This window comes from Arthrobacter methylotrophus, assembly GCF_039539965.1.
In the GTDB taxonomy this organism is placed as follows: Bacteria; Actinomycetota; Actinomycetes; order Actinomycetales; family Micrococcaceae; genus Arthrobacter; species Arthrobacter methylotrophus.
This window is the reverse complement of record NZ_BAABED010000001.1, coordinates 3593194-3611565: the sequence shown is the minus strand read 5'-3', so window position 1 is coordinate 3611565 and position 18372 is coordinate 3593194. Positions and strand designations below refer to the sequence as shown.

The 18372-nt window shown below is 63.0% G+C and carries 19 protein-coding genes; 13 read left to right on the top strand and 6 right to left on the bottom strand.

The window, feature by feature from the left end:
• Positions 1-66 precede the first annotated feature (66 nt).
• Both ABD884_RS18670 and ABD884_RS18665 read left to right on the top strand, forming a co-directional pair.
• Positions 67-684 carry a cupin domain-containing protein gene (locus tag ABD884_RS18670; protein ID WP_345049432.1) on the top strand — a complete coding sequence of 206 codons (618 nt, stop codon included), beginning with the start codon at positions 67-69 and terminating at the stop codon, positions 682-684.
• A gap of 2 nt (positions 685-686) precedes the next feature.
• Positions 687-1406 (top strand): maleate cis-trans isomerase family protein, encoded by a 720-nt coding sequence (locus ABD884_RS18665; RefSeq protein WP_345049428.1) that lies wholly within the window; start codon positions 687-689, stop codon positions 1404-1406.
• Positions 1407-1463: 57 nt separating this feature from the next.
• Here ABD884_RS18665 and ABD884_RS18660 read toward each other — a convergent pair whose 3' ends face one another.
• The gene (locus ABD884_RS18660; RefSeq protein WP_345049425.1) at positions 1464-2381 is read right to left on the bottom strand and encodes a polysaccharide deacetylase family protein; all 918 of its coding nucleotides are present in this window, start codon (positions 2379-2381) and stop codon (positions 1464-1466) included.
• A 91-nt stretch (positions 2382-2472) separates the two neighbouring features.
• Here ABD884_RS18660 and ABD884_RS18655 point away from each other — a divergent pair, with 91 nt between their 5' ends.
• The 3 genes from ABD884_RS18655 to ABD884_RS18645 are packed head-to-tail and all read left to right on the top strand — an operon-like array spanning position 2473 to position 5428.
• The gene (locus ABD884_RS18655) at positions 2473-3846 is read left to right on the top strand and encodes an amidohydrolase family protein (protein WP_345049422.1); all 1374 of its coding nucleotides are present in this window, start codon (positions 2473-2475) and stop codon (positions 3844-3846) included.
• Positions 3843-4025, top strand: a complete 183-nt coding sequence (locus tag ABD884_RS18650; RefSeq protein ID WP_345049417.1) for a hypothetical protein — start codon at positions 3843-3845, stop codon at positions 4023-4025. Before ABD884_RS18655 ends, ABD884_RS18650 begins: the two co-directional genes overlap by 4 nt.
• Positions 4022-5428 (top strand): amidase, encoded by a 1407-nt coding sequence (locus ABD884_RS18645; RefSeq protein ID WP_345049414.1) that lies wholly within the window; start codon positions 4022-4024, stop codon positions 5426-5428. Before ABD884_RS18650 ends, ABD884_RS18645 begins: the two co-directional genes overlap by 4 nt.
• Positions 5429-5631: 203 nt before the next feature.
• Here the strand turns inward: ABD884_RS18645 and ABD884_RS18640 are convergent, their stop codons facing one another.
• The 3 genes from ABD884_RS18640 to ABD884_RS18630 all read right to left on the bottom strand — a co-directional run bounded on the left by ABD884_RS18640 (position 5632) and on the right by ABD884_RS18630 (position 8541).
• Positions 5632-6738 carry an ABC transporter substrate-binding protein gene (locus tag ABD884_RS18640; protein WP_345049411.1) on the bottom strand — a complete coding sequence of 369 codons (1107 nt, stop codon included), beginning with the start codon at positions 6736-6738 and terminating at the stop codon, positions 5632-5634.
• Between the two features lie 67 nt (positions 6739-6805).
• Positions 6806-7696, bottom strand: coding sequence for an ABC transporter permease (locus tag ABD884_RS18635; protein ID WP_345049407.1), 891 nt, complete (start codon positions 7694-7696; stop codon positions 6806-6808).
• Positions 7693-8541, bottom strand: a complete 849-nt coding sequence (locus tag ABD884_RS18630) for an ABC transporter ATP-binding protein (RefSeq protein ID WP_051423081.1) — start codon at positions 8539-8541, stop codon at positions 7693-7695. The genes ABD884_RS18635 and ABD884_RS18630 overlap by 4 nt, the downstream gene beginning before the upstream one ends.
• Before the next feature lie 288 nt (positions 8542-8829).
• Between ABD884_RS18630 and ABD884_RS18625 the strand changes: the two genes are divergently transcribed.
• The 4 genes from ABD884_RS18625 to ABD884_RS18610 all read left to right on the top strand — a co-directional run bounded on the left by ABD884_RS18625 (position 8830) and on the right by ABD884_RS18610 (position 12434).
• Positions 8830-10461: an ATP-binding protein gene (locus tag ABD884_RS18625; RefSeq protein ID WP_345049404.1), complete on the top strand. Its 1632-nt coding sequence runs from the start codon at positions 8830-8832 to the stop codon at positions 10459-10461.
• A complete protein-coding gene (locus ABD884_RS18620) occupies positions 10458-11129 on the top strand; it encodes a response regulator (protein WP_345049398.1) in 672 nt (223 codons plus the stop codon). The genes ABD884_RS18625 and ABD884_RS18620 overlap by 4 nt, the downstream gene beginning before the upstream one ends.
• 91 nt (positions 11130-11220) lie before the next feature.
• Positions 11221-12138 (top strand): virginiamycin B lyase family protein, encoded by a 918-nt coding sequence (locus ABD884_RS18615; protein ID WP_345049394.1) that lies wholly within the window; start codon positions 11221-11223, stop codon positions 12136-12138.
• The gene (locus ABD884_RS18610; RefSeq protein WP_345049391.1) at positions 12135-12434 is read left to right on the top strand and encodes a hypothetical protein; all 300 of its coding nucleotides are present in this window, start codon (positions 12135-12137) and stop codon (positions 12432-12434) included. Before ABD884_RS18615 ends, ABD884_RS18610 begins: the two co-directional genes overlap by 4 nt.
• Positions 12435-12451: 17 nt before the next feature.
• On the opposite strand, the gene ABD884_RS18605 is transcribed toward ABD884_RS18610, so the two are convergent.
• Positions 12452-12910: a hypothetical protein gene (locus ABD884_RS18605; RefSeq protein ID WP_345049387.1), complete on the bottom strand. Its 459-nt coding sequence runs from the start codon at positions 12908-12910 to the stop codon at positions 12452-12454.
• Here ABD884_RS18605 and ABD884_RS18600 point away from each other — a divergent pair.
• From ABD884_RS18600 to ABD884_RS18585, 4 genes are all read left to right on the top strand, one after another.
• A complete protein-coding gene (locus tag ABD884_RS18600; RefSeq protein WP_345049384.1) occupies positions 12891-13736 on the top strand; it encodes a COG4705 family protein in 846 nt (281 codons plus the stop codon). The genes ABD884_RS18605 and ABD884_RS18600 overlap by 20 nt on opposite strands.
• 169 nt (positions 13737-13905) lie before the next feature.
• Positions 13906-14208: a DUF4193 domain-containing protein gene (locus ABD884_RS18595; RefSeq protein ID WP_028266109.1), complete on the top strand. Its 303-nt coding sequence runs from the start codon at positions 13906-13908 to the stop codon at positions 14206-14208.
• Between the two features lie 162 nt (positions 14209-14370).
• Positions 14371-15102 (top strand): ABC transporter ATP-binding protein, encoded by a 732-nt coding sequence (locus ABD884_RS18590; protein ID WP_345049380.1) that lies wholly within the window; start codon positions 14371-14373, stop codon positions 15100-15102.
• Positions 15099-16397, top strand: a complete 1299-nt coding sequence (locus ABD884_RS18585) for an FtsX-like permease family protein (protein ID WP_345049375.1) — start codon at positions 15099-15101, stop codon at positions 16395-16397. Before ABD884_RS18590 ends, ABD884_RS18585 begins: the two co-directional genes overlap by 4 nt.
• Positions 16398-16603: 206 nt before the next feature.
• On the opposite strand, the gene ABD884_RS18580 is transcribed toward ABD884_RS18585, so the two are convergent.
• Positions 16604-18169 (bottom strand): APC family permease, encoded by a 1566-nt coding sequence (locus ABD884_RS18580; protein WP_345049372.1) that lies wholly within the window; start codon positions 18167-18169, stop codon positions 16604-16606.
• Positions 18170-18372 lie beyond the last annotated feature (203 nt).

Below are 18372 nucleotides of genomic sequence, written 5' to 3'. Positions count from 1 at the left end.
AAACCACCAAGGCGAAACTATCTTCGATATACTGACGCAAAACCAAGGGCAAATGAAGGAGTCGTTGTGGACGGCACGGACACAGCCAGCGGCGAAGCAACCGCGTCCATGGAACGCGACTTCTGGATAGCCCACCTTGGCGCAATGATCAAAGAGCAGCGACTCGGACGGTTCACGGTGGAGGAGCTCGCCGAACGTGCCGGTGTCAGCGCAGGACTCATCAGCCAGATCGAGCGTGGAATCGGCAACCCGTCCTTTGCCACCCTCCTGCGCTTGGCAAACTCCCTCGAACTGCCGCTGGCCAGCATGTTTACTGACCCCAACGAGGGGCAGAACCACATGCTCGTGCGCCGAGCGGACCGCCGCCGCATCGAAATCCCCTCACAAGGCATCATCATGGAGCTGATCGTTCCTGACGCGGAACGTAAGCTGGGGGTCATCAATATGACGATTCCGGCCAACTTCGACGGCGCGCATGTTCCGCACTCCCATGAAGGCGAGGAGTGCGTCATCCTCCAATCCGGCACGCTGGTGGCAACCATTGGCGGCCAGGACTTTGTACTGGAAGCCGGCGACAGCCTGACCTATGACGCCACCTTGCCGCACTGGTGGAGCAATAACACGAACTCGGCCGCAGTCATGCTCGCGATCTCCACGCCACCGTCCCTCGGCAAGGCTCACTAAGCGTGGGCATTCCCGGGCCGGCGGTACGGCTGGGGATTCTGGTCCCGTCAAGCAACTCGAACGCGGAGACGCTCACGGCGGCGATCCTTGCCGGGCAACCGGACCTGGGGGTTCACTACAGCCGGTTCCGTCTCCCGCCAAACCTTGATGACACGGTGGACTTGAGCGTTCTCGGTGATGCTCCGGCGTTGCTGAACGACGCCGAGCTGCAGGCCATCGCCTTCCACGGTACCTCCGGTTCCTGGACCGGAATCACCCAAGACCGGTCACTCTGTGACGAGCTCAAGGCGGTGTGCGGTGCGCCAGCCACTACGGCTTCCGTGGCCGTCGTCGAAGCGCTCGGTGCGTTGTCGGCAACGCGGATCGGTCTCGTCTTTCCGGGCCCCGGAAGCATCGCTTCCCAAATACAGCGGGAATACGCCAACTACGGCATCGACGTGCAGGTCGTCTCGGTTCCGGAGGCCGCAATGAGCAACCCCGAGATCGCACAGTTGGACACCGCCGCCATTGGCGCCATGATGCGGCCGGCGTTCGCGCATGGCCTCGATGCTGTGGTCTGTGTCGGCACGAACCTGCGCTCGGGCTATCTGGTGGAGGGTTTCGAGCAGGAGTTCGCCATCCCGGTCGTGGACAGTGCCATCGCCACCCTGTGGCACGTGCTTCGCCTTGCCGACTCCTCCCGGTCGATCCCAGGGTGGGGAGCGCTGCTCGCAGTGCACTAGCGTGATTCCGTGGTGCAGGCGAGCGATGGTGCCGGGTCGGGTGCGGCGAAGGACCCCCTAGAAACCGCCCGCCGGTGACCCGTTCGCCGTCGTTTGTACCCAGGCGTTGACGATTTGTTCGCGCGTCGCGAACCAGGCCGCTTTGCCGCGCGCATGGGCAAGGAAGCGGTCGAGCGCAGCGGCGTAGGCCGGCCGTCCGATGAGCCGGGGGTGCAGTCCAACGCTCATCACCGAGGGCCCGCCGCGGGGGTCGTCGAAGAGCAGGTCCAGGGCTGCGATCAGGTGGTCGCCGAACGATTTTGCGGTGGGAAACTGCTTGAACAGCCCGGAATCGTTGGTGTCTCCGGCGTAGGGCAGCACGGGAAGCTTCGGGTTCTCCAGGCCGGAGCCCCAATGCGGCAGGTCGTCATTGAAGCTGTTGGACTCGTAGGCGAATCCGCTCTCGGCGAGCACCCGGCGCGTTCCGGGCTTGAGTCCGTCGCGCGAATACCAGCTGGTGGGAGCCCGGCCAGTGCTGGCCGCGATGGCATCGCGGGAGGCGCGGATGAGGCGTTCCTCGGCATCGTCGTCCAGGTTTGTGTGTGTGTCCCACTGGTGGCCGTGATCGGCTATTTCGTGCCTGTCGCGGACCAACGCCGCAGCGATGGATGGGTTCAGTTGCAGTGCCACGGCGCAGCAGAAGGCGGTGGCCCGGACGTCGTGTTTCCGCAGGATCCGCAGCAACCGCCAGATGCCTGCGCGTGAGCCGTATTCGAAGGCCGATTCCAGCGTCAGGTTTCGTGTGGCCGATGCCGGGGCCGGGATCCAGTGCGCACCCAGGTCGTTGGCGCTGTCGCCGCGGGGGATACTCCGCTCGGCGCCCTCCTCCACGTTGAGGACGAGGGAAACGGCCACCCGGGCATCGTCTGACCAGCGGAAATCGGGGGGAGTTTCGCCGTATCCGACGAAATCGCGCTGGGTCTGCGGCTTTGCCATCAGGTTCTCCATTCGGGGGTTCCAGCGCCGCACCATTGCGGCTATAGTGAAGCAAACTTCGATATGATGAAACTAGTCGAGAGGAGAACGAATGTCTACGCTCATTCGCGGAGGCACTGTTGTCACGGGCTCCAGCGACACCGTCATTGAGGACGGTGCGGTGGTCATCCGGGAGGGCCGCATCGCAGGGGTCCTTGACCGCTGGAATGCGGACAAAGAGTTTGACGGCGACGTCATCGACGCGTCGGGTTGCGTCGTAATGCCGGGCCTCATCAACATCCACTCCCACGGAGTGACGCCTGGCCCGCTGTTCCCGAGCGCAGCACCGGCGCTGTCCACGGAGAGCTGGATGGGGAATCTGGACAGGCACCTCCTGTCCGGAACCACCACCGTACTCAGCCTCTGTGGATTCGCGTCCATGGACGACGTGCGCGAAGCTGACCGTCGGCACGCGGTGCACGTACGGGGCGCCACGACGCACCTGCCACAATGCCTCCAAGCGGCCGCGATGGCGGATGGGCGGGGCCTGACGGTGAAGTCCAGGGAACTCACGGTTGAACGGATGCTCGAGGACGGTGCTGTCGCCATCGGAGAGTTGGGCGGTGGCCAAACACTCGGCGGAGGAGGGCAGGACCTCGTCTACATCCCCGCTGCCGTCCACCAGGCCTCAGGGATCCTCATCACGATCGACCAGGCACGGCGCATCAAGGAAGCAGTCCTGGGCAGGTTTATCGACGTCGGTGCGTTCAATCTGAATGCCTTGACTGAAGCGGCCAAGGAGGCAGGGCTCGCGGAGGCACTCACTGCCAGTCAGCTTGCCAAGATCGTCACGGACTCTGTGATGCCCTCGTTTGTCCCGGCGATCGAGGGGATCAGGGAAGGAGTCCAGGCGGCGGCAAAGTTCGGCATGCCGGCCATCGTGCACAGTGCCTCCGCCACCGCCGGCATCCTGCGGGAACTTATGCTTCAGCTGGACGGCAGTGGGGCCACCGTGATTGCCGCGCACGCGAACCACCCTTCCCACACGCCCGAAGAGGCCTACCAGCTGGCCGCCCTGGGCCGGAAAATCGGCTGGCCGGCGGAGGCCTCGGTGTTCGATCTCCTGCACCGCAAGCGCACCGTCACCACGCGTGAACACTGGGACCTGCTGCTCCGGGAACCGGACCTCATCTCGGTCATCGGCACTGACTACGGGCACGACGGCGACCACGACGAGCTCATCTCCGCCGTCCAGGACATCGCGGCTCATGGATACCGCTCCTTGGCGGGCGCCGTCGCCATGGCAAGCTCCGTAGCGGCGGACCTGATCCCGGGCGTCGCTCCAGGAAGCGGACGGCTCGAGGCCGGGCGCGTTGCCGATGTGGTTGTCGCCCGTGCTGACGATTTTCGCGACGTGAGGTTTGTCTTGGTGGATGGTGTCTGCGTGGTTCGGGATGGACAGCTCGCTCCGGAGGCCCACCGATGAGCGAAGGCTTGAATCGTGTACAGCTCATGATCGTCCGCGATCTGGTGGGCGAAGCGATCGCCAGGGAGGACCTGCCCGCGCTGGAAAGCGCGTATCGCGATTTCCGGACAGGGATGGATTCCCTGAAGGCAACTTTCGAACAGCAAACTCGTGCAGGAGAGCAGGAGGTGAAGGGTTGACCGAAGCATGGGAGCTGGGCATCGCCGAGGCGGCAGGACTCATCCGACGGCGGGAGCTGTCGGCGGTTGAACTCCTCGACTCCGTCCTGGATCGGCTCCAGGACACTGAAGACTACGCCCACGCCTGGGCATTCCTCGATGATCCCGGAGCCCTCGAGGCAGCCCGAATGGCTGACGATCAGGCTGCCATGGGGCAGTTCGGCGGGGCTCTTCACGGCATTCCCCTGGGGGTGAAGGATGTCATTGACGTCCGACGGATGCCGACCGAAGGCGGCTCGGAGAGCCTCCGCGGAAACTGCGCGAAGGACGACGCAGGCGTCGTACGCCAACTCCGGGCCAGCGGTGCTGTGATCCTCGGCAAACTCCAAACACACGAATTCGCCTTCGGGCAAGGGACGCCTCCATCACGGAATCCTTGGGATCCGGACCGGTACGCAGGCGGCTCCAGCGTCGGATCCGGCGTCGCTGTCGCCGTGGGATCGATTCCCGGGGCCTTGGGCACGGATACCGGCGGCTCCGTGCGAAACCCGGCCGCCGTCAACGGATTGGTGGGGCTCAAACCCAGCACCGGCGTCGTGTCTTCCTCCGGGGTCCTTCACGTTAGCCACACCATGGACCATGTAGGACCAATCGCCCGGAGCGTGGAAGACTGCGCGATGCTCTTTGACGGGATGGTGGAACTGCAGGCTGTCGCTGGTCTGGGAGGGCCGGTTTCCGCCCGGATCCAGGACATTCCTGCTGGTATAAAGCTTGGAGTTGACCGCCAAATATGGTCGGAATGGGGAGTATCCAGCGGCGTTGTGGCTGCCGTGGACGAAGCATTGTCGGTGCTGGAAGACCTGGGGATCGAAATCATAGACCTGTCGCTTCCCGATCTGGACCTTTCCCTGCACGCGAGTGTGGCGATTTCGCTGTCGGAAGCGGCTCTCCATCACCGCCAGCGGCTGAAGGGTGCAGCCGGCCAATATCTTCCGAGCACACGCGTCATGATCGAGACAGGTGCCTTGGTGTCCAGGGATGACATCCGTCTGGCCTGGCAGGTCCGGAGCCACCTCAGGTCCCTCATACCGGAATTCATGCTTCGGACAGGAGTGGACGGTCTAGTGTCGCCCACGCTGCCGGCGATCGCGCCGTTTGCATCTTCGATGTCTTCGGAGCTCACTGGCCCCCCGGGGGAGGATTCTTTGGCAGCCGCCCTGCGCATGCTTTCCCCTGCGAACCTCACCGGAATGCCGGGCATCAGTGTGCCTTGCGGCCTTGCCAGCGCGCAGCCCGTTGGACTGCACATCATGGGGCCGGAACGATCAGACGCCAGGGTGCTCGCGATCGCTCACGCCTACGAGCGCGCCACACAGTGGCATAGGAACGTCCCGGTGCGCGTGTTGCCGACCGTCTTGAAGTAGCTCGGCCGGGGACTGCCTGCCCAGTCCGGCCACGGCACAATGGAGAAGATGCTCGACGACGGCGCGATCGCTAAGACTGTGCTGAATCAAGACTGTGCCGCGCACAAACGGTTCGATCGGTCTGCGCGGGCATCACGCAGACCGATCGAAGTGTCACTAGCCGGTGGCGCCGGAACGCCTACGCCTGTTGCGTAGGGATTGGATCACTCGTTGTCGCCGGCAGGCGTCGTGGTCGCGGTGTAGCCCTCAAGCTTGAGCGCGGCCTGGGCGTACTTCTGGGTGAACGTATCGGGGATGTTGACCTTGGAGGTGTCAACGCCGATGGTCTTTTCCTCGTCGAAGATCGTCTTGGGGCCACCGGCAGGCATGATGCCGTCCGGGAGGAACTGACCCTTGTCCTGGTTCAGTCCGGCTACGTACTGGTCCTTCGAGATGGTGCTGTTCTGGACGAAGGACTGGGGCAGCTTATCGGCGATGTCCTGCGCGGAGTGGGTGCTGATCCAGTGCATCGTGTCCACAAGGGCGTTGACGACCTTCTGGGCTGCGTCCTCGTGGGTCTTGACCCAGTCCGACTGGGCGAGCAGGCCGGCCGACGGCAGGGTGCCGCCCAGCGCTGCAGTGGCTCCCTCAGTGGTGGCGAGGTCGATCGCAGGAACGGCGAGGTTCTTGTTCTCGAGTGCGCCCACGGTCGGCTGGGTGGTCATCACGCAGTCAGCGGACCCGCGCTGGATGGCCGCGATTGCGGTTGATCCGGCGCCGACGGCGATGGTGTGGTAGTCAGTCTTGGCGAGCCCGGCCTTCGAAGCGATGAACTGGGTGAGCTCATCGGTTCCCGAGCCGAGGTCTGTGACGCCGACGGTCTTGCCCTTGAGGTCTGCGCCCGTTTTCACGTTTGCCTTGGGGCTGCACATGATGCGTTCTCCCGGGGCACTCGAGAGCTGCACGAGGTTGATGACGTTCTTGCCCTTGGACTGGAAATCGACGGTGTGGACATACCACGCACCGGCCATGTCCACCTGCCCGGATGCCATCGCGTCCTCGGCGCCAACGCCACCCTGGGACTCGGTGGAAAGCTCCACCTTGACACCGTACTTCTGGTAATAGCCCAGCTGCTCTGCGAGCTGGTAGGGCAGATAGATCTGCTTGTCGATGCCGCCCACCATCATTTTCACGGTAGGCATCGAGGCAGTGTCCGCGGCAGCGCTGCCGCTTGCCGTGCTGTTGCTGCTTGCGGAACTGGTGCCGCAAGCAGCAAGGCTCAGGGCGATCACTCCGGCAGCGCCGACGGCGTAGATCTTGTTCTTCATCATGGTTGTGCGTTTCCTTTTTATTCTGAGGATTCGAGCGTTGGGTCAGTGGAAGGGAAGACGGCGAGCGTCAGATCGCCTGCGCTTCGGAACGGTTTGGCGGCCGCCATTTGAGAAGCGTGTGCTCTAGCAGGGCGATGAGGTATTCCGCGCCGAGCGTGATCACTGCGATGATCACCATGCAGGCGAAGACTGTGTTCGGATCGAAGGTCCCCTGTGCCTGGCTGATGATCAGGCCGATTCCCTGCTGGGCGCCGAGCACTTCAGCAACGAGTGCGCCGATGATTGCGAAGCCGAATGCAGTGTGCAAGCTCGCGATGATCCAGGTCATGGCCGAGGGAATTGTCACGTGGATCGCTACCTGAAGCGGCGATGCACCCAGGACCCGCACGTTTCCGACCAGGTTCTGGTCGACTTCACGGACGCCCTGGAAGGCGTTGAAGAAGACGACGAAGAAGACCAGAACCGCCGCGAGCAGCACCTTCGGGAATACTCCGAGGCCGAACGCCACGATGAAGATGGAACCGAGCACGATTCGGGGGATGGAGTTCACTATCCGGATGTACGGGCCCACAACTTCCGACAGGTACTTGTTCGAGCCCAGGAGGATCCCGAGCACGACGCCGACGAGCGTGCCGAGCAGGAAGCCGTAGATTGCTTCCTGCATGGTGACCCAGAGGTTCTCCCAGATGGTGCCGAATGCCGTGCCCTCAGTGAAGAGCTTGACCAGGCTGTTCCAGATTTCGGAGGGCTGGCCGAAGAAAAACTTGTCCACCCAGCCCTCCGTCGTGAACCACTGCCAGCCACCGATCACGATGGCCGCGAGGATGGCACGGCCGGCCCAAACCCACGTGGTGCGGCGCGTCATGGCGCGCCGGGCGGAAACCTTGAGCTCGCTCGCCTGCGCTTGCTCTTTCTCTTGTTTTTGCACGGGAGCACCTTTATGCATTGTGGCAGTCATGCTGCTGCACCTGCCGATTGCTTGTAGGCCCGGGTGACTTCGTCCTTCAGGGACTCCCAGATCTGGCCCTGAAGCTCCAGGAATCGCTCCTCGTGGCGGATCTTCTGGACATCTCCACGCGGCCTGGGAAGGTCGATGTCGAAGACGTCCTTGATCGTGCCGGGGCTGCTGGTCATGATGACTACCTTGTCCGCAAGGGCCACTGCCTCGTCGAGATCGTGCGTGATGAACAGGACGGAGGGGCGCAGTTCCTCCCAGAGCTGCAGCAATTCGTTCTGCATGATGGCCTTGGTCTGCACGTCGAGAGCGCCGAACGGCTCATCCATCAGCAGGATCCGCGGGTTGTTGATCAGCGCCGCGGCCATGGCCACACGCTTGCGCATGCCGCCGGACAACTGGTGCGGATACCGGTCCTCGAAACCGGCCAGACCCACGCGGCGCAGCCAGTCCCTCGCGAGCAAGGTTGCTTCCCGCTTGGGCGTCCCGAGCAGGACCGGGCCGATCAGGACGTTTCCGAGGACGGTCTTCCAGGGGAAGAGCGCATCCGCTTGGAACATGTAGCTGACACCGTTGGTGATGCCGTCAACGATCTGATCGTGGACTCGCACGGAGCCGGCGCTTGGCCGCTCCAGTCCGGAAACCTGAGCCAGCGTGGTGGACTTGCCGCAGCCCGTCGGCCCGACGATCGCACAGAACTGGCCGGGTTCGACCCGGAGCGTCACATCGCGGATGGCAGTGAATGTCTCATGCTTGGGAGTGAGATAACGCTTGGTCAACCCGACAATGTCGATGCCCGCGGCGTCTTCGGGGGCCCCGGGCGGCCGATGGGGGTGGTTAGCATTCATTACGCTAAGACCTCTCTGTCTTTAGGTTCATGTGGGCCGGAACGTCGGCCCTCTTGCGCTGCTTCTTGTGGTCGCTTTCTTGCGTGATCCGGATCACGGAAACTACGTCGAGCCTAGGAAGGAATAGTTCGGGCCAGAAGTCTTCAGTAAGTTGTGGGGCTTAACAGTAAAAGTGCAGGTTTTGTGCATTTATGCATTACGCCGAGATCCGGGGCGAGCCTCTTGCTGCGTAGTGGCCGTGAACTTTGTCACATAAGCTGCTAGTGGGAGATGAGGAAGGGGTTGGCAGTGCACATAGGGTTGCGCGCGCGCTGGAAGGCTCGGCCCCTTGCCTCCCAGATTCTCGTGTGGTTGCTCTGCATCCTTTTCGTGACAGTGACTTTGGGCGCGCTTCTCTACACCCAGATCAGCAACCAGACGCTCGAAGATCAGTACAGGCTCCGGGCGCTGGGGATTGCCACGACCGTGGCGCAGATGCCCGAAATCGTGACATCGCTGGGCAACGGCGATCCCACACACTCGATCCAGGCCATCGCGACGAAAGTCCAGTCCCAAGCACAACCGGACTACGTCGTCGTCACCGACCGGAAAGGTGTTAGATACTCCCATCCGAATCCAGCACTCATCGGACAAACCCTGGAAGAACCTGTCGCCGTCCTCGACGGGCAGACCCATGTCGGCATAGACCAAGGCAGCCTGGGAGCCTCCGTCAATGCCAAGGCGCCGGTACGCGCGGCGGACGGGACCGTCGTCGGGCAGGTTTCAGTGGGGATCCTAGTGACCACGGAGAGCAGCGAGCTCGCCAAACAGGCGTTGCTCATTGCCGGTTATTCAGCCGTGGTGCTCGTCATCAGCGCCATGGGTTCGGCATTGTTGGCGCGCAGGATCAAGCGGGTCACCTTCGATCTCGAGCCGGTGGAGATTGCGTCCCTCCTGCAAGAGCGCGAAGCCCTGCTGCACGGCATCCGCGAAGCGATGATCGGGTTCGACGACGACGGCCGGGTCACCGTTATCAACTCTGAGGCGCGCTCCCTGCTGCACCTCGAGGAAAACGCGCTGGGAGAGAAGATCGAGGACCTTCTGCCGCCCGGAAGGCTCCGTTCTTTGCTGACCGGCCAGATCAGCGGAACGGACCAGGTGGTCATCACTGAGGATGCCTTGCTCGTAGTGAACCGGATGTCCGTTGCCTTGGCTGGAAGGAGCATAGGCTCGGTAGTGACGCTGCGTGACCGTACCGAGGTCGAGGGCCTGGTGCGTGACCTTCGCTCGGTCGAAGGCCTGATGGAGGCTTTGCGTGCCCAGGAACATGAATACGCGAACCGGCTCCACGTGGTGGACGGACTCCTGGAACTCGGCGACGTGGACCAGGCAAGAAACTTCGTGTCACGGATTTCGGACACCTCTCGATCGCTTGGCGAGGGCTTGCGCTCGCGGATCGAGCCGCCGGAGCTCGCGGCGCTATTGCTCGCCAAAATCACCGTGGCTGCGGAGCAGGATGTCGAAATATCGGTGACTGACGACTCGCAGCTGCGCCAACCATTCCTGGAGACTCAAGCTCTGCTGACGATCGTTGGAAACCTGCTGGACAACGCCGTCGAAATCCTTGCTGAACAACCCACGCCACGCGAGGTGACCATCCAGCTGGACGATTCCTCGGGCATTTTCATCTGCGTGACGGACAATGGGCCCGGTGTTCCCGCAGAATTGGTGGGCACGATCACCGCCGATGGATTCACCACCAAGGAACCGCGGCCAGGAATGCGGCGCGGGATAGGCCTTGCGCTGGTAAGCAGGATCGTTCACCGGGCAGGAGGCACCATGGATGTTTTCCCGGGCCCCGGGGGACGCTTCGAAATCTGGTTGCCGGAACCCCGCTCGGAGTCCGAAACCCCGGTCATGACAGGAAAATCAATCGAATGATCCGCACCTTGGTAGTCGACGACGACTTCCGCGTAGCGCGCATCCACGCCAGCCGCGTGGCCAAAATCGAGGGATACGAATGCGTGGGCGAAGCACACACTGCGGCCGAAGCCCGGGAAGCCGTGCAGCGGCTCAAGCCTGACCTGCTTCTCCTCGATGTGTACCTCCCCGACGAAGACGGAATCAGCTTATTGCGGTCCCTCCAGGCGGCAGGAGAAAAGCTCGACGCCGTCATGATCACCGCTGCCCGCGATCTTGAGACCGTCCGGGCTGCCATGCGCGGGGGAGCTGTGTACTACCTCGTCAAACCGTTTGGCTTCGAACAACTCCAAACCCAGCTGGAGGCTTATCGGCGCTGGCGGCGGGAGGCGGAATCCCGGACTGTGGCCGACCAGGCGACGGTGGACCAGCTCTTCAGCCTGCGCCGGACGGCTGCCCCGGCCCAAGGACCCCGGCGCCTGCCACCCACCATGCAAAAAGTCCTCGACATGGTGGTTCACTCCACGGAGCCCTTGGGTGCCTCGGAGATCGCGGGCAGCGTCGGAATCAGCCGCCCCACGGCCCAGCGCTACCTCAGCGAACTCGAACGCAAAGGACTCGTTGACCTGCATTTGGCCTATGGCGCGACCGGGCGGCCGGTGAACACGTACGTGCCCCGCAAAGGGTGAGGCCCCGCGGCGGGATATGCTGCTGGCGCGGAGTAGGGCTCCGTCGAGTCGGCGCCCAGCGCCGTTGTGGGGACATCTGCGGGGGTAGAAAGTGAAGAATTGGAGTCTGGCCGTCGCGGTCGCGGCAGGAGCGTTCCTCTCTGTAGGGACGGTGCCCGCGGTGGCGGCCCCTTCGGAGGTTCTCGACGTCAGCGGGGTGCCTGTTGGCGTGGTGGTGGGTTCCGACGGCACGGCGTATGTGGGCAATTACGGCCCTGCTGGCGGCGTCCAGGTGATACCGCCCGGAGCGGTCCGGCCCTCCCGGACCATCAGCACGGGAGGTTCCACGCCAGGCCTGGCGATCGCCGCGGACGGCACCCTTTATGTCGCTGAGCGGGACAACGCCACGAATCAGTACGACGTCGGCGTTGTTCCTGCCGGCGCAAGCGGCGTAACACGGCGAATTCCGATTTCCCCCGGGAACCATCTGATCGCTTCCGGCCCCGATGGCACGATCTATGTTCCGAACTCCTTGGAGCACACCGTGTCGGTCATCGCGCCGAACGGATCGACCGTGGACCGGACAGTAACGGTCGGGGCCGGACCCGTGGAGGTCGCGGTCACGAAGGACGGGACCGCGTTTGTGTCAAATCAATTTACGGGGACGGTCTCTGTCATTCCTGCCGGGGCGGACGCGGTGTCACGGACCATTCAGCTCAGCTCAACACCCGGGCACACAGAGAACCCCCACGGGATCGCCGCGGGCCCCGACGGGACAATCTACGTCACCAACATCAGTTCCGATCAGCTCGCTGTCATCAAGCCGGGTGCTGACACGGTCGCGTACCGCATTCCAGTCGCGGGAGGACCCCAAGAGGCGGTCGTCGGGCAGGACGGGACCCTCTACGTGGCCAGCGTCCAAGGCGGAGTGCTGGCCCTCATCCCGCCTGGCGCAACCGCCGTCGGATCGTCCCCACCGGTAGGAACTCCGGCCACCTTGCGGTGGCTCCGGACGGCACAATCATCGTGACGAGTCCGGGCAACGGTACGGGCAACGGCTCGGTATCCCGCTTCGCCTCTACGGCCGGGGGCGCAGCAACCTCCGCAGCCTCGACACCGGCGTCGGCGAGCGCCCGGCCCCGGCAAACGGACCAGGCCGCCGGAACACCATCCGGCAATGGGATGGTCGGCCCGTGGAATAGCATGACTGCCATCGCTGGTGGCGCCGCGACAGTGGCAATCGCCGTCGCCGTCTTCATGTTGGCGGCGGGACGCCGCAAGCGATCCGGCCTTGGCGGCAGTGGCAACACAGGGTCTGCAAGCTAAAGGTTCGAAATGGCGGCCTAGGTGGAGCGCCGGTTGCGCGCCTGGTGCGCCAGCTGGATGAAGCCATAGACGAAGGCGGCCTCGATCAACACCATTAATCCCAGCCATAGCAACTCGCCCTTGCCGATAAAGTCGATGGCACCAACCAGGACGAGCACGGATCCCAGGACCAGCGCGTAGACGGCGAACCCGAACGCCACTCTTGCGCTGCGTACTCCCGTCCGGAAGCCGAATCCCTGTGGTTCGCCTCCGGGTTGGCCGGGGACGCGATCGGGTCCCGCGGGCTTGAGCCTGTCGAACTCATCCCAAGGATCCTGATCCTGCGTGGCCATGGTTCCATTATCCCGCGAATCCATACCGCGAACGTGCGAAGCTGACGGAGTTCCGCAATGTCGGTTCCCGGCGCCACGCGTCATCTTCGGGAAACGTTCGGAAAGGCCGTGGACAATGGGGGCCATGATGCCCGAAGAACTCACTGCTAGCCCGCGTGTCAAGGACACCGTAGCTGTTGGCGGTCAACTGCAAAGCGCCGTCTCCCGAGCCTCCGCCTCGAAAGTACCCGAGGTCACCGTCCTGTTCTGGGTGGTGAAGATACTCACTACAGGGATGGGCGAAACCACGTCCGATTTCCTGGTGCACCAATTCGAACCAGAGATCGCCTTGGCCCTCGGCTTCGCGGCCTTGCTGATTTCGTTGCTCCTGCAGTTCTCGGTCCGTCGCTACATCCCCTGGGTGTACTGGACCGCCGTCGCCATGGTCAGCGTGTTCGGAACCATGGCTGCCGACGCCGTTCACGTCGGACTCGGCGTTCCCTACCTGGCGTCAACCCTGTTCTTCACCGTGGCGCTCGCGGTCGTCTTCCTGCTCTGGCACCGGAGTGAAAAGACCCTGTCCATCCACAGCATCACCACTCGGCGTCGGGAGTCCTTCTACTGGGCCGCGGTGCTGACAACCTTCGCACTCGGCACAGCCACGGGAGACCTGACCGCGTACACGCTAGGGCTGGGCTACTTCGCCTCGGGCATCATGTTCGCGGCCGTGATCGCCGTCCCTGCCCTGGCCCATTGGCGCCGCCTGTTGGCGGCGATCCCCGCCTTCTGGTTCGCGTACATCCTGACCCGGCCGTTGGGGGCGTCCTTCTCTGACTGGACCGCCGTTTCTTCTGACCGTGGGGGCCTCGACTGGGGCACCGGCCCGGTCAGCCTGGCCCTGGCGGCAGGGATAGCCGTGCTGGTCGCACTCATGACGATCAAGCGGCGGAACCATGAGCCTGAGCGGCAGGATCATTTAATACAGGCGTGACAGCCCGGAAAATCCTCCCGCAGAGTAACCAAAACCCTTGAGTTACGGGGCTCCGGGTAGCTGAATGTCTTGTTCAACACACTATTCGCTGACGGCGTGTACTATGCCCTAAACTGCTTCACTGAGGTGCCTGAAATGGCACTATGCAGCAACGAAAGTGAACCACACAATGGCTACCGACTACGACGCCCCACGCAAGACCGAAGAAGAGTCTCCCGCCGAATCGCTCGAGGCCCTTCAGGCGTCACGCGGCTCCGGTGCCCAGACCGCTGTGATCGACGTCGACGAGAACGACACAGCCGAGGGCATCGACCTTCCGGGTGCCGATCTGTCCGGTGAGGAACTGACCGTCATCGTTGTCCCGGAGCAGTCCGATGAATTTACGTGTTCCTCATGCTTCCTGGTCCGCCACCGCTCGCAAATCGCGCTGGAAAAGAATGGCCTCAAGTACTGCCGCGACTGCGAAGGCTAACTCTTCGATATTTCGGGTACTGGAGCGTTCTCGCATTCTGGTTCTCACGGTAGGAAATATTTTCAGCTGAATGGCGTCACTCTGGCCGGGTTGGCATCTACCAAGTGTGACAGCCGTGCTGCGTTTGGCGTGGACGGCACATTTCATTGAAAAGAGAGTTGCATGAATACTGTTCTGACAACCCGCAATATTTCCAAGTCGTTCGGTAGTGGTTCCGGCGCGGCCCCGGTTGACGTCCTGAAGGGTATTTCGCTCAGTGTTCAACTCGGCGAAATGGTGACGATTGTCGGGCCGAGCGGCTCGGGCAAGTCGACGCTCATGCAGTGCATGTCGGGCCTGGACGCGGTCACTGCGGGGGAGGTGACCATCGCTGGTACGGACATCGGCGCCTTGGACCCCGATCAGGCGGCCGAGTTCCGACGGGACAACATCGCCTTCGTCTTCCAGTCCTACAACCTGATTCCGGCCTTCACCGCGTTCGACAATGTGGCGCTCGCAATGCGCATGTCCCGTGGCACCGTCGACCGAACCGCAGTGACGTCAGCATTGAATTCGGTCGGCCTGGGCGAGGTGTCCGATCGGCGGCCGGGGCAGCTGTCGGGCGGGCAGCAACAGCGCGTCGCGATCGCGCGGGCCTTGGCGACTTCTCCGCACCTGCTGTTCGCCGATGAGCCGACGGGAGCGCTCGATTCGGAAGCCGGCAGCCGGGTGTTGCGGCTGCTGCGCGACTATGCCTCCGAGGGGAGGAGCGTGGTGATGGTGACACACGATCTCGAAGCGGCTGCGCTCGGCGACCGGGTGCTGGTCATGCGCGACGGGCAGATCCACGGTGAACTCCACAGCCCGACTGTGACCGACGTCCTCGACGCGGTCGAGCACGCTCGGAGGTCATGATGATCCTGAAACTGGTTACCACCGAACTGCTCGTCGCCTGGCGGCTCTGGGCCGGTGCGTTCGTCGTCGCCCTCTTCGCGGCGCTCATCGCCTGCGTGTGCGCCGGCGACTTCTCGACCGCCGGCGTCACTCCAGCGAGCGAGGATCCGGGAGGTTTGATCAATCACGCGATCATCTTCATGAGCTTCAACGTGCCAGTGGTGATCGGCGCCTTGAACGTGCTGCTGACATACATCGTCGATCTGCAACGCTCCCGCTACGCCCTGTGGCAGCTGGCCGGAGTCGGCCCGCGCACGATCCGTTCCGTGATCCTTCTGCAGGCCACTCTTCTAGGGCTTGCCGCGTTCGCCATTGCATTGCTCCTGGCCGCGCCCACCCTGAACTTGTTCCTCAACACACTCTCGGCGCCGATCCGCTCCGAGGCCGCCCCTCTCCGTCATGTGACTCTGGGGGTCTTCGAGCTGTCGATCGCCTTCGTTCTGTTCATGGCTGTCGTCGTGCTGAGCGCATTGGGCGCGGCCCGAAAGGCCAGCCGCACCCCGATCCTCGCCGCGATCCGCACTCCTGAGATCATCAACGCACCCTTGTCCAGGACGCGCGTCGTTCTCGCGGTGACCTTCTTGGCTCTCACGCTTGCCTCAATCGTGCTCAAAGAGGTCAGCGGGTCAGGATGGTTTGACTTCGCCCAGCTCCTGATCCTGGTCGCTTTCCTCTTCGCCGCACCGTGGGTGGCGGAGCGTGTCATGTATTTCTGGGTCGGACTGATCCGCGGTCGCTCGGACAGCTGGTTCATCGCTCGCGAATCAGCAAAATACAACGTCACCCGCAGCCACGCCGGAATCACCCTCATGGTCGTTGCCATGGGACTCGCGATCGTGACCGGCTACATCGGACTGTGGAGCGAACCCAAGTACATGGCCATCGGACTTGCTATTTTCGGGGCACCCATCGGGCTCGTGCTCTTTGCCGGTGTCGCAACGATCATCATGACCTCAGGACACCGACGGCGGGACACCGCGCTCCTCGCGATTTCCGGAGGAACCCGAGCCGTCGCCCTCACCGCCGCAGCGTTGGAATCTCTCATCATCACGCTCACCGCGGGGTTCATTTCCCTTGTCATGGCACTACCCGCCGTCATCTGGCCGCAATCTAGCGTAGGTCCTCTCAGCGCACTCGCACCCATCCCGTTCGTCCTCGTCCTGGGATACGTCCTCATGTTCATCACCACCTCCCGCCCCGTGATCCAGTCGAGCCGCAACACCCTCGCGACAGAACTCCGGCTCGCCGTCATCTGAATCCAGTGACTCGGCCGGCCAATGCGGTCATAAGGGCGCAGTCCTCGACGCAAACCCTGCATCCGTAGCTCAGCGGGCCAAGCTACGGATGCAGGTGCCGACGGGAAGTACACCAGCCAACCGACGGTTTGAACCACGCTAGAAGCCCTGCTCCGGGGAAATCCGGAACAGGGCTTCTGGCTTGTTGACGTTATCCGTACCGGCGACTATTCCGGCACGACGAGGGCCGGAGTGTCCTTGCGAAGGGTCTCGCCGCGGAAGAAACCGGGCCGGACGCGGGCCATGACCACCATGACCACCACGCCGAGGGCCAGAAGCCCCACGCCGATGATGAACACCAAGCCGATTCCAAAGATTTCGGAACCGCTGCCGAAGGACGGGGACCAGCTATCCACTGCCGTCTGGATGAAGACCAATGTGAGCACCACGCCGCCGATCACCGGGAAAAGCAGGCGCATGAAGAAGTTGCGGACGCTGCTGAACACGCTGTGCCGGAAGTACCAAGCGCAGGCAAAGGCGGTCATCCCGTAGTAGAAGCAGATCATCAGGCCCAGCGCCAAGATGGTGTCGTTGAGGACGTTTTCGCTGACGACCTTCATGATGGCGTAGAACCCTCCTGAGATCGCCCCGGCCATGATGGTTGCGTAGCCCGGGGAACCGAAGCGCTTGCTGACGGTGGAGAATTTGTGCGGAAGGGCGCCGTAGTGCCCCATGGCAAGCAGGCTTCGGGCAGGGGAGGCCATGGTGGACTGCAGGGACGATGCTGTGCCTGCGAGCACGGCCAAGGACATCAAGATGGCCAGTGGGCCCATCACGGGTGAGGCCAGTGCGGCAAAGATGTTGGACTGGTTGTCCGGGTTGTTCAGCCCGATGCCGTTGCCACCCACGCCAGCGACCATCATGGTGGCGACGATCACTGCAACGTAAAGTCCCAGGACGGCAATCGCCGTGGTGGTTCCAGCCTTGCCGGCGGTGCCCTTGCCACCCTTGGTCTCTTCATTGACCGTCAGGCAGACGTCCCAGCCCCAGTAGACGAAGACCGCCAGGGACATGCCCGCCGCGAATTGCTCGAAGCTGCTGATCTTCGTCGGATCAAACCAATCCCAGCTGAATGCGAGCGCGGTGGGGGTGTCACCGGATGAGGCGTGGGTGAGGGCCATAATGACGAAGATTCCCAACACCACCACCTGGAACCCCACCATGGCGTACTGCACGAGTTTGGTGGCGTGCAGGCCGCGATAGCTGACCCAGACAGCCAGCGCTACGAAGGCCAGGCAGGTGGCGATGTTCAACGCTTTGTTGGACGTCAGGTCGGCAAGATCAGGATTGCCGAACACCTGGGCAAGGAAGAGGTAGAAGAAGTCCACCGCGACGCCAGCCAGGTTGGACAGGACAATGATGTTCGCGGCGAGGAGCCCCCAGCCGCCCATCCACCCGATGAACGGGCCGAATGCCTTGGTGCTCCAGGTGAAGGTGGTGCCGCTATCCGGAGAGTCTGCGTTGAGCTCGCGGTAAGCGAATGCGACGAGGATCATCGGGATGAACGCAACGATGAAGATGGCGGGCAGCTGCAAGCCCACGGCGTTGACTGCCGGGCCAAGCGAGCTGGTCAGGCTATAGGCGGGTGCCACGGAGGAAATGCCAAGGACGACGACGGCGAGGAGCCCCAGCTGCCCCGTCTTGAGTCCCTTGCCGGTGATGCCGTGTTCGGTGCCGGCAGGATCGTGGGCTTCCACGGCTTTCCTTGCGCTTTGGCGGGTCATTTGAGTCATGCTATTGGCTCTTTCTAGATGGCCGAGAGGTGTCGCTGGGTGATGCCGCGGCATCCGGTCATCCACGGCGCTCTCCGGTGAGACGGGAGTCACTAAATGAATGACGTTCATTTAGTATGGACGCGGAGAAGCCATGGTGCAAGTGGTTCTGGAATTCAATTCAACTTTCTGGAAACGGCTATGGAGCTACTCAGGCGCTGAGT